At 58.3% G+C, this 15,140-nt stretch carries 10 protein-coding genes; 3 read left to right on the top strand and 7 right to left on the bottom strand.

Annotation, left to right across the window (positions count from 1 at the left end):
• The first annotated feature begins 16 nt into the window (after nucleotides 1-16).
• Nucleotides 17-1,765: an autotransporter assembly complex family protein gene (locus DK510_RS13785; RefSeq protein ID WP_234999083.1), complete on the top strand. Its 1,749-nt coding sequence runs from the start codon at nucleotides 17-19 to the stop codon at nucleotides 1,763-1,765.
• Nucleotides 1,762-5,841, top strand: a complete 4,080-nt coding sequence (locus DK510_RS13780; RefSeq protein WP_234999082.1) for a translocation/assembly module TamB domain-containing protein — start codon at nucleotides 1,762-1,764, stop codon at nucleotides 5,839-5,841. The genes DK510_RS13785 and DK510_RS13780 overlap by 4 nt, the downstream gene beginning before the upstream one ends.
• A 12-nt stretch (nucleotides 5,842-5,853) precedes the next feature.
• Here the strand turns inward: DK510_RS13780 and DK510_RS13775 are convergent, their stop codons facing one another.
• The 7 genes from DK510_RS13775 to ychF form a co-directional block, all read right to left on the bottom strand.
• Nucleotides 5,854-6,375 (bottom strand): thioesterase family protein, encoded by a 522-nt coding sequence (locus tag DK510_RS13775; RefSeq protein ID WP_109312577.1) that lies wholly within the window; start codon nucleotides 6,373-6,375, stop codon nucleotides 5,854-5,856.
• Nucleotides 6,359-7,165: a cyclase family protein gene (locus DK510_RS13770; protein WP_109312576.1), complete on the bottom strand. Its 807-nt coding sequence runs from the start codon at nucleotides 7,163-7,165 to the stop codon at nucleotides 6,359-6,361. The genes DK510_RS13775 and DK510_RS13770 overlap by 17 nt, the downstream gene beginning before the upstream one ends.
• A 111-nt stretch (nucleotides 7,166-7,276) precedes the next feature.
• On the bottom strand, nucleotides 7,277-10,060 hold the full coding sequence (gene fdhF / locus DK510_RS13765) for a formate dehydrogenase subunit alpha (RefSeq protein ID WP_109312575.1): 2,784 nt from the start codon (nucleotides 10,058-10,060) through the stop codon (nucleotides 7,277-7,279).
• Nucleotides 10,061-10,073: 13 nt separating this feature from the next.
• Nucleotides 10,074-11,777, bottom strand: a complete 1,704-nt coding sequence (locus DK510_RS13760; RefSeq protein ID WP_109312574.1) for an NAD(P)H-dependent oxidoreductase subunit E — start codon at nucleotides 11,775-11,777, stop codon at nucleotides 10,074-10,076.
• Nucleotides 11,778-11,862: 85 nt separating this feature from the next.
• Nucleotides 11,863-12,744: a LysR family transcriptional regulator gene (locus DK510_RS13755; RefSeq protein ID WP_109312573.1), complete on the bottom strand. Its 882-nt coding sequence runs from the start codon at nucleotides 12,742-12,744 to the stop codon at nucleotides 11,863-11,865.
• A gap of 69 nt (nucleotides 12,745-12,813) precedes the next feature.
• Complete coding sequence (locus tag DK510_RS13750) at nucleotides 12,814-13,323, bottom strand: GNAT family N-acetyltransferase (RefSeq protein ID WP_109312572.1); 510 nt, start codon at nucleotides 13,321-13,323, stop codon at nucleotides 12,814-12,816.
• 7 nt (nucleotides 13,324-13,330) lie between these two features.
• Nucleotides 13,331-14,428 (bottom strand): redox-regulated ATPase YchF, encoded by a 1,098-nt coding sequence (gene ychF / locus DK510_RS13745; RefSeq protein ID WP_109312571.1) that lies wholly within the window; start codon nucleotides 14,426-14,428, stop codon nucleotides 13,331-13,333.
• Nucleotides 14,429-14,626: 198 nt separating this feature from the next.
• Between ychF and DK510_RS13740 the strand changes: the two genes are divergently transcribed.
• Nucleotides 14,627-15,112, top strand: a complete 486-nt coding sequence (locus tag DK510_RS13740) for an acyloxyacyl hydrolase (protein WP_109312570.1) — start codon at nucleotides 14,627-14,629, stop codon at nucleotides 15,110-15,112.
• The last annotated feature ends 28 nt before the right edge of the window (nucleotides 15,113-15,140 follow it).

Raw genomic sequence — 15,140 nt, 5'->3', positions numbered from 1 at the left:
TCTCGGCGCGATTGCAATGACCCTGCCGACCGCATTGGCCGCGCTGGAAACCACCTTAACAGCTCCGGGTGCTTCAAAAGAGCTTATCGAGCGGATGGAGGAAACCTCCTCGGTTACGACGGCCGAATCTCGCGGGCTGGACACGCCGCTTGAGATCTTGTCGGCGGCGCTTTCGGATTATCGCACTCTAGTCCAAATTCTTTATGACGAAGGGTATTTCAGCCCAGTCGTAAGCATCAAACTGGACGGAAAAGAAGCAGCTGAGATCAGCTCGCTCAGCGTACCGGCGCAGATCAATAGCGCGGTAATCACGGTCAACACCGGCCCCAAGTTCACCTTTGGCGAAGCCATCGTACAACCGATAACACCCGAAACAGTTCTGCCCGAGCAGTTTGCGGTCGGCAAACTCGCGACCACCGGCGCGATCCAACAAGCCGCGTCAGCTGGCGTGCAGGGTTGGCGCAACGCGGGTCATGCCAAGGCCGAAGTTGAAGGCCAGAAAGTCATTGCCCGCCATGCCGAGGCCAAGCTGGATGCCGAGATCGACCTAACCCCCGGCCCGCGCCTCAGATTTGGCAAAATGATCATCAAGGGCGACACCGATGTGCGCCACCGGTCAATCGAAAAGATCGCCGGTTTTCCGGCGGGTGAGGTGTATTCGCCCGAGAAAATCCAGAAAGTCGGCACACGGTTACGGCGGACCGGGACCTTCAACGTTGTTTCGATTGAAGAGAGGGACACTCCGAACCCGGACGGCACATTGGATTTCGACGCCACGTTTGAAGATCTGCCAAAACGCCAGCTGACCTTTGGCGCCGAGATCGCGTCGCGCGACGGTGTCGACGTGACCGCGACCTGGACGCATCGCAACGTGTTCCGGCGTTCCGAACGCCTGCGGTTCGAGGCGGCAGTCCGTAATATCGGCGGTGCCGAGGATATCGACGGCCGGATCGGCTTGCGTCTGGATCAGCCCGACCGGCTTGGCCCTGATGACAACACTTTCTGGAACGCGCTTCTGGAACGGCGCAACACAGAAAACTACAATGTCACCGTTGCGTCGCTGGCCTACGGTGCCCGGCGCACGTTCTCTGATCGGCTATATGCCGAAGCCTCAGCCGGGTTTCAGTGGTCCAGCGCGGACGACGCCTATGGCGATGACCGCAGGTTCCGATATTTCATCCTTCCCTTGCGGTCGGAATGGGACGAGCGCGACAGTAAGGTCAGCGCAACGCGCGGCTTTTATCTGGACGCGCAGATCACGCCCTTTGCTGGTCTGTCCGAAACCGAAAGCGGCATACGCATGTTTTTTGACGGGCGCAGCTATACCAGCCTCGGCACCGGCGGACGGCTGGTTCTGGCCGGTCGCGTACAGCTGGGATCAGTGCTCGGGCCATCACCGGACGGTGTAACACCAGACTTCCTGTTTTTCTCGGGCGGTGCCGGAACGGTTCGCGGCCAACCTTACGAGAGTCTTGGCATCCCTATCGGCACTGGTATTGCAGGGGGCAAATCTTTCCTTGGTCTTTCCGCCGAGGTGCGTGGCAAAGTCACCGAAGCCATATCTCTGGTCGGGTTTTATGACTACGGTACGGTGGACACATCCTCATTCATCGGCAGCGGCGCAGAATATCACGCCGGCGCCGGGCTTGGGGTTCGGTATGATCTGGGCGGATTTGGTCCGTTGCGGCTGGATCTGGCCGTTCCAGTGCAGGGTGACACCGGTGACGGCTTGCAGTTTTATATCGGGATCGGACAGGCATTTTGATTGGACGTCGCGCATATCCGTTATTGTTTTCGGGGCTGATGCTGTCTGCCCCTCTGCCACTTGCCGCGCAGGAGGAAGGCGGCAGCATGCTGGAGAACTTCCTGCAGGATACGCTCTCTGGCGACGACCAAAACGTGACCGTTAAGGGCCTGCAAGGCGCGCTGAGCGCGCGCGCGACGATTGAAGAGATCACAGTTGCCGATGATGAAGGTGTTTGGCTGACCATCAAGGACGCCGAACTCGACTGGAACCGTCTGGCGCTGATCCGCGGCCGATTTTCGGTCAACTCACTGACCGCGCAGGAAATCGATATTTCCCGTGCGCCGGGCACAACGACCAAGGAAGAACCACCTGCTTCGGCGGAAACGCAACCGTTTCAACTGCCCGAACTGCCGGTTTCCATCGAAATCGGTGAAATCCGGGTGGATGAGCTGTCTCTTGGTGAGCCGCTGATCGGTGTCGCTGCTGATCTGAGCGTGACAGGCAACCTGTCGCTGGCAGATGGGGCGCTGGACACCAATCTGGACGTGATCCGACTGGACCGCGCAGGGGATGAGATCAAGCTGGCCGCAGGTTTCCAGAACTCTACAAGTGAGATCAATCTGGATTTGCAAGTGAACGAAGCCTCTGGTGGTCTGATTTCAACCGCGTTGAAAATCCCTGACAGCCCGCCGATCGGCCTGACGGCCAAAGGCGCGGGCCCGCTGTCGGATTTCACCGCTGATATCGGGCTGAGCAGCGACAACCAGATGCGCGTTACCGGGCAGGTTCAGCTGCAGGCGGCCGAGGGTGGCGCAGCGGACAGTATTGCGTTCACCGCTGATCTGAACGGCGATCTGACACCCTTTCTGGCGGAGGACGTCGATCCGTTCTTCGGACCAAAATCACGGCTTTATGTCGATGGTCAGACCAAGCCCGAAGGCGCGTTGGATATTTCGGATTTGGAACTCATCACGCAGGCGCTGGACCTGAAGGGTGAATTGCAGCTGGGCGAAGGCAGCACTTTGCAACTGGCCGCGCTGCAAGGGCGCATCACCCCGCCAGATGGGGAAGCCGTCGTACTGCCGGTGGCTGGAGGCGACACATCGCTCAAGGCGGCACAGATTTCGGCCCTGTTTGACCGCCAGAACGGCAACCTTTGGGATCTGAGCCTGACGGCCAACGAATTCGCGTCCCCGCAGGCCAAGCTGGGTGATGCCCGGATCACCGCACAAGGCACCCTGGACCAGGGCGAGGTTCTGACCGTCGATGGCGACGTTCAAATCGCGGTCGGCGGAATAGAGATGGCCGATGACGCGTTTACCACGGCTTTGGGCGATCGCATCACGCTTGATGGACAGTTCGACTATAGCAGCGACCAGTCACTGAACCTATCGGGGTTCGAGCTTGTGGGCTCTGACTACACGCTGGCGCTGGACGCGCTGATTGCCGGGCTGACCAGCGGCTTGACGGTCGACGGAACGGCCAAGCTGGACGCAACAGACCTGTCGCGCTTTTCGGACCTTGCCAAGCTGGATCTTGGTGGGCAAGTCTCGGCCAGCGTGACTGGAAAAGGTTCACCGCTGGAACGCAGCTTTGACGGCAAAGTCATGGTTCAGGGCCGCGACTTGTCTACTGGCCGTGACGATATCGACCCGGTTATCACCGGAGAGACCACGATCACTCTGGACGCAAGCCGCGGCACAAACGGCATAACTATCCGTGAATTCGATCTGGACAGTGAGGCCGCCAAAGCCGTGGCCAGCGGTGTTGTGACGACGCCCGACGGAAACCTGACCATTGATGGGCAGGCCCGGGTCAACGCATCGGATTTGTCGGTCTTCTCTGGCTTGGCAAAACGCGACCTTGGCGGTTCCCTACAGGCGACCGTGAACGGTACAGGCACGGTACAAACGCTGGAATTTGACGGCACGGCCAGCGTGACAGGTCAGAGCATCAAGACTGGTATGGCCGATATCGACCCACTGCTGACCGGCAGAACCGAGATCGAATGGGACGGCGCCAGAACCGCAGACAGTATCGACATCCGCAGCGCCTCGGTGAATGGGCGCGCCCTCGCTGCGCAAGTACAAGCGGTTGTAGACGATCCCACCGGGGATCTGTCGGCAGATGGCCAAGCGCAATTGAATGTCCCGAACCTGTCCCTGTTTTCCGGTTTGGCCGGGCGTGATCTGGCGGGTTCGATCGCGGCAAACGTGCAAGGCAACGGTTCCTTGTCTACCCGAGCCTTCGATGTTCAGGGTAATCTCGATGCCAACGACATTCAGACCGGCTTCGAGGCCGTGGACAAACTGATCCAGGGCAAGACGACCCTGTCCGTAGATGCCCAGAATGGGGAAGATGGCCTTAGCATTCAAACGTTCCGCCTGAACGGCACAGCCATAACTGCCACAGCATCGGGAACGCTGGACCGTCAGTCAGGTGGCTTGGATTTCTCGGTCAAGCTGGACGATCTGGCACGGGTGATGAACACAATGTCCGGTCCGCTGACTCTGGACGGAAACGTGGCCCCGACATCTTCGGGCGTAGAAGGCACGGTCAATCTGAATGGTCCCGACAGTTCGTTCGCCAAACTTGCTGGGACGGTGGACAACGATGGATCGGCGGATCTGGATTTTGACGCCAAGTTCAACCGGATCGAGCGTTTTTTGCCTGAATTTCCCGGTACAGTGGCCGCCAATGGCAGCGCCAAGCGCAACAAGGGTGTTTGGACTATCGACGCAAAAGCCGACGGACCCGCAGATATCAAAAGCAACGTCGCGGGAACGTTTGACGAAAGCACCGGTGAAGCCGACATGAAGGCAGTCGGCGGCGTCAATCTTGGCATCGCCAACATCTTTATCACGCCCAACAAGATCGAAGGCAGCGCCCGCTATGATCTGACGCTGTCGGGTAAACCCGAGCTGGAATCCCTGTCCGGTTCGATCACCACTTCCGGTACGTCGCTGGCAATTCCCGGCGCGGGACAAACGATCACAGGCATCAGCGGATCGGTCCAACTTGCAAACAGCCGCGCCACTATTTCCCTGAGTGGCGGACCACGGGCAGGCGGCAATTTTACCGTCAGTGGACCAGTAGACCTTACGCCACCATTCAATGCCAATATCACAACTGCCCTTAACAGCCTCGTGCTGACTGACAAGTTGCTGTTTGAAACCACACTGAACGGACAAATTGCCATGACCGGGGCGTTGGCCGGTAACAGTTTGATCTCTGGGCAGATCACGTTTGACGAAACCAATATCAACCTCGCGGCTGCATCAGGTGCCGTGGGGGCGGCACCCGTCCCGGACATCGTGCACGTAAACGAAAGCAAGCCGGGTTATGTGACCCGTGAACGTGCTGGTTTGGTTGAAAAAGAGGGCGCGGGAAAAAGCGATTCTCGTATCGCCCTGGATGTCAGTCTTTTGGCGCCCAAGGCCGTGTTTGTCCGAGGGCGTGGCGTCAACGCTGAGCTGGGTGGAAGAATAAAAATCGGCGGTACAACGTCTTCGATTGTCCCATCAGGTCAGATCGAATTGATCCGTGGTAACTTTGACATTCTGGGTCGCAGGCTGGCCCTGACCAAGGGCATTGTGACGCTGCAAGGGGACCTGACGCCCTATATCGAGTTCGAATCCTCGACCAGCACCTCTGATGGTACGGCAACGATCGAGATCGCCGGACCACTGGACTCGCCCGAGGTCAACGTCTTTTCCGACCCGGAGCGCCCGGCCGAGGAAGCTTTGGCCATGCTGCTGTTCGGTAATCGCTTCTCAGAGTTGTCACCGTTCGTAATCGCTCAGATGGCGGCCTCGCTGGCGCAACTCAGCGGCGCTGGCGGAGACGCGACCAAAGGCCTGCGCGAGTCTACGGGCGTCGACACCGTGGACATCGGCGTGTCCGACGGTGGCGCGGGCCGGCTCGGCGCCGGAGCGTATCTGAGCGACAACCTCTACACCGATTTCACTGTCAACACAGAAGGCGACACCGAGGTGAACCTGAACCTGGACGTTACCGACAGTTTCACTGTGAAAGGCACTGTAGATGGACGGGGTGAGACTGGTGTTGGGGTCTTTTTTTCGCGCGACTACTAAGCAGGCCTCAGTTCACTTTCTGCGGATGCCGATCGGGTGTCCGACCTCTGGGGCCGGGTCGATCGCCGCATGATCCCTCACCATGCTCTGAAGACGCGCGACGGCCCAGTCCGGATAGGGAACCGACCGGCCGGTCGTATGGCTGACATTCATGAACAACGCTTCCTGAGTGGCGCAGATAGTACCGTCTTTTTCAGACACCATCTGTGCGAAATAGTGGCCGCGTTTGTGATCTGCGTCCAGCATCCGAAACCGGATGCTAAAGGCCTCACCCTCAAGTATTTCGCGCAGGAAATTCATGTGGGATTGCAAAATATAGGGCCCCTGCCCCATCGCATTGACCTGCGCCTCACCCAACCCAAGGTGATCTACCATCAACAGCTCTAGCGCATTGTCAAAGGCGACGCCGTAGTAGCCCACGTTCATGTGACCGTTATAGTCGATCCACTCGGGGCGCGCCTTGAACCCACGGAATTCAAGCGGGGCATCATAAGGTCCGTCATGCCCGGCCAGCGTTTCAGGCGTCGGTTGCATCAAATGCTCCTTCTTGGGTCTCAAAGATTGCGACCGCGCGGATAAATCCGGCTGAGGCCCCTTTTATCTTGAACGGGAAACAGGAAATCTCGAACCCGGTGGCTGGTAAGGTTTCAAGGTTCGTCAGTTTTTCCATGTGACAATAGCCGACCTCCATCGAGGCCCGATGCCCTTCCCATATAATAGATGCATCTTGCGTTTCAGCATATTCTTGCGCGGTCAAGGGAAACGGTGCGTCCCAGCTCCAGGCGTCGGTTCCTGTCACGCGCACCCCGCGTTTGGTCAGATACAGCGTTGCCTCGCGCCCCATGCCGCACCCTTTGGCCAGATAGTCCGGATACCCATACCGCGTGCCAGCCGAGGTATTCACGACCACGATATCCAGCGGCTGCAATTCGTGGCCAATCCGTTTCAATTCAGCTTCGACATCGGCGGCGGTCGCCACATAACCATCGTCGAAATGGCGAAAATCCAGTTTCACGCCGGGGTTCATGCACCATTCCAGCGGCACCTCGTCGATGGTGATCGCCCTCTCACCATTGTTCATGGTCGAATGGTGATGGTAAGGCGCGTCCAGATGGGTGCCATTGTGCGTGGCGATCTGAAGGCGTTCGATGGCCCAGCCCTCGCCGCCGGGCAGGTCATCTTTCTGCAGGCCCGGAAAGAAGGACATGACTTGTTCGGCGGTCTGGTCATGGGACAGATATTCGATTTCCGGCAACATGATTGGCGGGTCCGACACGATGCCGGTTTCCAACGGAACGGATAAATCGACGAAACGGCGTGCCATGCAATACTCCTCCACCAATAACGGTGACAGGGTTGGCTGCAGGTAAGCTGCTGTCAAGGAAAGAAAAAGGCGACCCAATGGGCCGCCCTTCCAATACTGTATGTGACGGATTTACTCCGCCGCGATGGCGTCTTCGATCTTTTCGACGCGAATGGCCGAGAACTTGAACTCGGGGATCTTGCCGTACGGGTCGATGGCCGAGTTGGTCAGAATGTTCGCCGCCGCCTCGACATAGGCGAACGGAATGAACACCATATCTTCGGCGATCGCCCGGTCGGCTCGAACCATGATCTCGATCGAGCCACGACGGGTAGTGAGACGGATCACTTCGCCCGGCTCGATCCCCATCAGTTTCAGCTGACGCGGGTTCATCGAACAGTTTGCTTCCGGTTCCACAGCATCCAGAACGTTGGACCGGCGAGTCATCGACCCGGTGTGCCAGTGTTCCAGCTGACGGCCGGTTGTGGCAATCATCGGGTATTCCTCATCCGGCGCTTCATCCGGCGGGATGACGCTGGCCGGAGTGAACTTGGCCCGTCCGTCTGTCCGCGGGAAGCCATCACCGAACACGATCGCCTGTCCCGGATCGGTTTCACTGAGCGACGGATAGGTGATCGTCTCGGTCTCAAGCCGCTCCCAGGTGATGTTGTCGAGTGACGCCATGGTCAGCTTCATCTCGGCAAAGACCTGAGACACATCCGTGTAGTCCCAGTTCAGCCCGATGCGCTGCGCAAGCTCGACGGTGATTTTCCAGTCCTCACGCGCCTCACCCGGAGGTGCCACAGCCGGACGCACACGCTGAACCTGACGGTTGGTGTTCGACACGGTGCCGTTCTTTTCATACAGCGCCGAGGCGGGCAGAATGATGTCGGCATAGTTGGCCGTTTCGGTCAGGAAGATATCCTGCACGATCATCAGCTCCAGCTTGGCCAATGCTTCCCGTGCGTGACCAACGTCCGGGTCGGACATGGCCGGGTTTTCGCCCTGAATATACATGCCCTTGATGTTACCCGCATAGGCCTGATCAATGATCTCAGTGACGGTCAGGCCCTTCTCGTTCGAGAAGTCATCCGAGTTCCAGACGTTGTTGAATTTGGCCCGAATGCCGTCATCCATAACCGACTGATAATCCGGCAGGAACATCGGGATCAGACCCGCGTCAGACGCGCCCTGCACGTTGTTCTGACCACGCAGCGGGTGCAGACCCGCACCGGGTTTACCAACATTGCCGGTCATCAATGCCAGCGAGATCAGGCATCGCGAGTTATCGGTGCCGTGAATGTGCTGACTGACGCCCATACCCCAGAAGATCAGACCAGCCTGGGCCTGCGCGAAGGTACGCGCGACACGGCGCAGCTGTTCTGGCTCAATGCCACAAATGGGCGCCATTGCCTCGGGCGTGAAGGCGCGCAGATGCTCTTTTTCGGCTTCCCAGTTCTCGGTCCAGCGGTGGATGTACTGGCTGTCGTACAGTTCCTCTTCGACGATCACGTTCATGATCGCGTTGAGCATCGAAACATCGGCACCGGGGCGGAACTGCAGCATTTCGTCTGCGAACTTGCGCATACCGACGCCGCGCGGGTCCATCACGATCAGCTTGCCACCGCGCTTGGTGAACTGCTTGAAGTAGGTTGCGGCCACGGGGTGGTTTTCGATCGGGTTGGCCCCGATGATGATAACCACATCCGAGTTCTCGACCTCGTTAAAGGTGGCGGTCACTGCGCCCGAGCCCACGTTCTCGATCAGCGCCGCCACGGATGAGGCATGGCACAGACGGGTACAGTGGTCGACGTTGTTGTGCTTGAAGCCCTGACGAATGAACTTCTGGAAAAGATAAGCTTCTTCGTTGGTGCATTTGGCCGAACCAAAGCCAGCGACGTTGCGAGGATCTTCATCACGCAGCGCCTTCAGCTTGGTGGCCGCCAGATCCATTGCCTCTTCCCAAGTCGCCTCGCGGAAATGAGTGCCCAGATTGCCCGGATCGACATTCAACCCTTTTGCAGGCGCATCCTCACGCCGGATCAGCGGTTTGGTCAGGCGGTGTGGATGGTGGATATAGTCGAAACCAAAGCGGCCTTTGACGCACAAGCGGCCTTCGTTTGCCGGGCCGTTGATGCCCTCGACATACTTGACCTTGCCGTCCTTGACCTTCAGCGAGACCTTACAGCCGACGCCGCAGAACGGGCAGACGCTTTCGGTCTCGGAATCGTAGTCTTTGCTGTCGCCCTGCTGCTTTTCGTCCAACACAGTGGCTGGCATCAGCGCACCGGTCGGGCAGGCTTGAACACATTCACCACAGGCGACACAGGTCGAATCCCCCATCGGGTCGTTCTGGTCAAACACCACCTGCGCCGTGTGCCCGCGACCGGCCATGCCGATCACGTCATTCACCTGCACGTCGCGACAAGCACGGACACAGAGGTTGCAGTTGATGCAGGCGTCCAGATTGACGCGCATTGCAACGTGGCTGTCATCCAGCAGCGGGATGTTCTCGGCTTCTTTCGCCGGGAAACGGCTGTCGCTGACATCGTTCAGCTTGGCCATATCCCAGAAGTGGCTGGATCTATCGTGCGCCTCTTCGGGTTGGTCGGCGACCAGCAATTCCATGACCATTGCGCGCGATTTCTCGGCCCGGTCGCTATCGGTTATTACCACCATTCCGTCCGCAGCCGGACGGATGCACGAGGCGACCAGAGTGCGCTCGCCCTCCACCTCGACCATACAGGCGCGACAGTTGCCATCCGGTTTATAGCCGGGTTGAGGCTTGTGACATAAGTGCGGGATCGTGAACCCCTGCCCCTTGGCGGCTTCCCAGATGGTCCAGCCCTCGGGCACGGTGACATCATCGCCGTTCAGGTTGAAGGTGACGGTCTTGGTTGGGCTTGCATCAAGCATGGCTCTGTCTCCCTCAGATTTCGTCAGCGAAGTGTTTCATGACCAGACGGATCGGGTTCGGGGCCGCCTGCCCCAGACCGCAGATCGAGGCATCGCCCATGACCTGGCACAGATCTTCCAGAAGATCCTGATCCCACTTGTCAGCCTGCATCAGCTTCACAGCCTTTTCGCAGCCCGCCCGGCAAGGCGTGCACTGCCCACAGCTTTCATCTTCGAAGAAGCGCAGCATGTTCAGCGCTGCATCGCGTGCGGTGTCCTGATCGGACAGAACCACCACAGCGGCGGATCCGATAAAGGTGCCATGTGGCTGCAGCGTGTCAAAATCCAATGGGATATCATCCATCGACGCAGGCAGCAGGCCCGAGGATGGACCACCCGGCTGATACGCTTTGAAGGTCTGACCTTCAATCATGCCGCCAGCGGCCTCAATCACGTCCAATATGGTCGAACCCGCAGGCAGCAGGTAAACACCCGGCTTGGCCACCCGCCCCGAGATTGAATAGCTGCGCAGGCCCTTGCGATCATTTTTTTCGACGGAGTTCAGAATCTGCGGCCCTTCGCGGCAGATCTTTGAGACCCAATACAGCGTCTCGACATTGTGCACCAAGGTCGGACGGTTAAAGACCCCAACCTGCGCCACAAACGGAGGACGGTGACGCGGCAGGCCCTTCTTGCCCTCGATCGACTCGATCATCGCGGATTCTTCACCGCAGATGTAAGCGCCAGCACCCCGGCGCAGGTCGATGTAACCCGGCTCAACGATCCCGGCCTCTTCCAACGCAGCGATCTCGCGGGCGAGGATTTCCAGCACCGCCGGGTATTCATCACGCATGTAGATGAAGCACGTCTCTGCCTCGACCGCCCAAGCAGCGATCAGCATACCCTCAAGGAAAACATGCGGCGCACGCTCTAGATAATAACGGTCTTTGAAGGTACCGGGTTCGCCCTCGTCACCGTTCACGGCCAGATAGCGGGTGCCTTCGTTCATGCGAACAAAGCCCCATTTCTTGCCGGACGGGAAGCCAGCACCACCCAGACCGCGCAGGCCTGAGGACAGAACGTCTTCTTGTACTTTCTCCCAGTCGCCGCTCTCGCGCAGCTCTTTCAGCTTGGCGTAGCCACCGTTTGCCTGGTAGGCGGCAAAGGTTTCGTAATCGGGCAGATGGGCGTGAGTATCACCGGCGGCAATTGCGGCCTGCACCTTTTCCGGGGTCGCATGGTCGATGTGGTTGTGACCAATCTCAAGCACCGGGGCCGTATCGCAACGCCCCATGCAGGGCGCGCGCACCACACGCACTTCGGATGCGTCCAAGCCATCTTCCAGTGCCTTCTGCAACTGCTGGGCACCGGCCATTTCGCAGGACAGAGAATCACAGACACGGATCGTCAGCGCGGGCGGAGGCGTCTCGTCTTCTTTCACCACGTCGAAATGGGCGTAAAACGTCGCGGTCTCATAGATCTCTGCCTGACCGATCCGCATTTCAATCGCCAGCGCGGCGATGTGATCAGCGCTGATATGGCCGTGCTCATCCTGAATCAAATGCAGAAATTCGATCAGCAGGTCGCGGCGGCGCGGGCGGTCGCCCAACAGGCGCGCAATCTCGGTCTGCGCCTCATCCGTGAACTGACGGCCTTTGGGCGTGTGCCGCCCTTTGCCTTTACCTGACTTCCAGACGCCCTTGGGTGCGCCTGATGGCTTGGTATCTAATGGTGCCATGATGCCCTCCGATTGAGGCTCCGTGTCTCATCAGAATAGCATATCGTCAAATCTCTTATCGCTATCGCACGATAACGACACCTTATCACCGTAAAGACGTCACCACAGCGCGCAAAGCACCAACCGTTGGCAATTCCGGGTCTCGGCTTAAGGTGGCCAGACAAATCGGTTTACTTACAACAGGATCGACCAGAGGCAGCACACGCGTCCCCTTAAGATCACCCAGCGCACGCACCAGAACGCGGGGGACAACTGTGGCTGCCAGCCCTTCACGCGCCATGACCATTGAGGCAGTAAAGCCACTGGTTTCAGCGACCACTTGGGGGTGGAGACCCTGCTCAGCGAAGATGCGGTCCAGTATGCGACGATTCTGCATCTGCGGCTCAAGCAGGCTGAGTGGAAACTCGGCGACCTGTGTCCATGGGATCGGCCCGGTTTCTTCGGTCATATGCGACGGGATCAACAGCACGTAAGTCTCTTCGTACAACGGCTGAACCTGCCGCAGGTCGGTGCCAATGCTGTCGCCATAGGTGATACCCGCATCCAGACTACCTTCGTCCAACCGGTGCTGAATGGACGAGGCCGACATGGTTTCGATCCGTGTGACAACGCGCGGATGCGCCTGATGCAGCCGCTTGATCAGCCGTCCGGTAAAGGCAATCGCGGTTGGGATTACACCCAGTTTGAGTGTCCCGGTAATCTCACCCTTTGAGGCCAGAACCTGCTGTTCCAGCGCCTTTGTCTCATCCAGAATGCGCCGCGCGCGCTGGACGATCATCTCGCCTTCTTCAGTCAGGCCCTGAAACCTGTTGGCGCGGCGCACGATTGAGACACCCAGCCGGTCCTCGAGATTCCGAATACGCATGGAAAACGCTGGCTGAGAAATTCCGCATTCCTCGGCCGCTTTGGCAAAATGGCGATGCCGGGCCAAGGCGCTAAGCAATTGCAGGTCGCGGATTTCGATCATGTTTCGGTATCCCAAGGTGAGGCCAGAAACCCAGATTAGCGGCTTTTACGTTGGGGGAAAGCGATGTGTTCAGGTCAAAGACAAGGCATAGACATTGTTGAGATAGCCCTGGTCTGCAATCCGGAACTGGGTCTCGCCAATCTGTACAAACCCATTGGCCAGATAGAAGGCGATGGCCGGATCGTTTTCTGCATTGGTGGTCAACCAGACGGAATCGGTCCGTTGCTCTCGGCAATGCGACAGCGCTGCCGCAAGCAGGCGCGTGCCGATCCCTTTGCCGTGATGACGCGGCTGAACATAGAACGTCGAAATTTCCATACCCGACCACCCCGCGATAGGGGCATCACAGACCGGAGAGACGCGAATGAACCCGTCGATCCCCTGTGAATTATTCGACACCAGAATGAACTCTTCCGGATCGCTGATCAGGGCACCGATACGCGCTGGCGTGAACTCGGCCAGCGCGTAATCCGCGAAAAAACCGCTAACCCCACGTTTGAGATAGGTGCCAATCCAGACTTCAATCGAGATCGCAGCGATGCTTGACGCATCTGAATGGTCCGCTACACGCAGGATCAATCGGCGCTCAGGTATTGAACAAAAAGTGCATCACATCGCCATCCTTGACGATGTAACCTTTACCCTCGGCCCGCATCTTGCCCGCCTCTTTCGCGCCCTGTTCGCCATTTGCGGCGATGTAGTCGTCATAGGCGATCGTCTCAGCGCGAATGAAACCTTTTTCGAAATCGCCATGGATCACACCAGCAGCCTGTGGCGCAGCGGTGCCGGTGCGGATGGTCCAGGCGCGGGCCTCTTTCGGGCCAACGGTAAAATAGGTTTCCAGCTTGAGCAGGTCATAGCCGGCACGGATCAGACGGTCGAGACCGGGCTCTTCAAGACCCATTTCTTCCAGGAACATCTGTGCCTCGTCTTCTTCCAGCAGGCTGATCTCTTCTTCGATTTTGGCGCTGATGATGACGTGGGAATTGCCCTGAGCCGCGGCCATTTCAGCCACGCGGGCGGAGTATTCGTTACCCTCGGCGGCTTCTTCCTCGGACACGTTGCAGACATAGAGAACCGGTTTGGTGGTCAACAGCTGCAGCATCGTCCATGCCTTGGCGTCTTCGTCAGAGACTTCGACCAGACGCGCGGGTTTGCCGTCTTCCAGCATCGCCTGCGCTTCAGCCAGTAAACGTTCCTGCTGCTGCGCCTCTTTGTCATTGCCTTTCAGCTTTCGCACCAGATTGGCGCGGCGCTTTTCGATGCTTTCCAGATCGGCCAACATCAACTCGGTCTCGATGGTATCGGCATCCGCCACGGGATCGACGCGGCCGTCCACGTGGGTCACATCGCCATCTTCGAAACAGCGCAGCACGTGGGCAATGGCGTCGGTTTCACGGATGTTGGCCAGAAACTGGTTGCCCAGCCCCTCACCTTTCGAGGCACCCTTCACCAGACCGGCAATATCCACAAAGGTCATACGCGTTGGGATGATTTGCTTGGAGCTTGCGATGGTGGCCAGCTTGTCCAACCGGTCGTCAGGGACCGCCACATCGCCCACATTGGGTTCGATCGTGCAGAACGGGAAATTCGCCGCCTGCGCAGCTGCGGTTTTGGTCAGCGCATTGAAGAGGGTCGACTTACCCACGTTCGGCAGACCCACGATTCCCATTTTAAAGCCCATGACGGCCTCCTGCATAGCATTCGAGCGCAGCTTCTATGCAGGTCGGGCACAATGCGCAAGCCAGCGGGCGCATTAGGTACGCAAAGGCGTTTTGACAACACAATTGATTGTCACGGCTTTGTGCGCTTGCTCACATTGAAATGAGAGCACTAGAATCACCAATTAGCAATTTAGAAAAATTGAATAGTGAATGCTGACATGAGATCTTTCGTTCTTGCCCTTGCGGTTCTTTTCGCCGCGACCTCCGCACACGCGCAATCAGTTGTCTTCGGTGCCGGATATGCAGATTTTTCCGAAAGTGACGCAAAAGACCAGGCCGCCTTTTCGGTCGAATACCATCACCGCCCTTTCTACGAGGCAACACGCCTATCCGCGACATGGGGCGGTGCGCTGACCGTGGACGAAGCCGGTGACGTCCATGTGGGTGCTGGCCTGATCGGTACATATACCTTCGCTGAACGCTGGTTCGTAGAAGGCAGCGTCATGCCCGGCTATTTCTCTGAATCAGAGGAACTGAACGACCTGGGCGGCAGTTTCCAGATCCGCAGCCTGTTGGGCGTCGGTTATACGCTGAACAACGGCAACAAAGTCTCGGTGGCGATTACGCATAAATCCAATGCAAGCACGCAGCAGGAAAACCCGGGCGTCAATTCTGTGCTGCTGCGATACCACCTTGCGTTCTAGGGGCTGCGCTGCGAACCGGGATTGATTT

The organism is Ruegeria sp. AU67, from assembly GCF_900312795.1.
Taxonomy (GTDB): Bacteria; Pseudomonadota; Alphaproteobacteria; order Rhodobacterales; family Rhodobacteraceae; genus Ruegeria; species Ruegeria atlantica.
The sequence above is the reverse complement of the archived record's forward strand: the minus strand, read 5'-3'. Positions and strand labels throughout refer to the sequence as shown.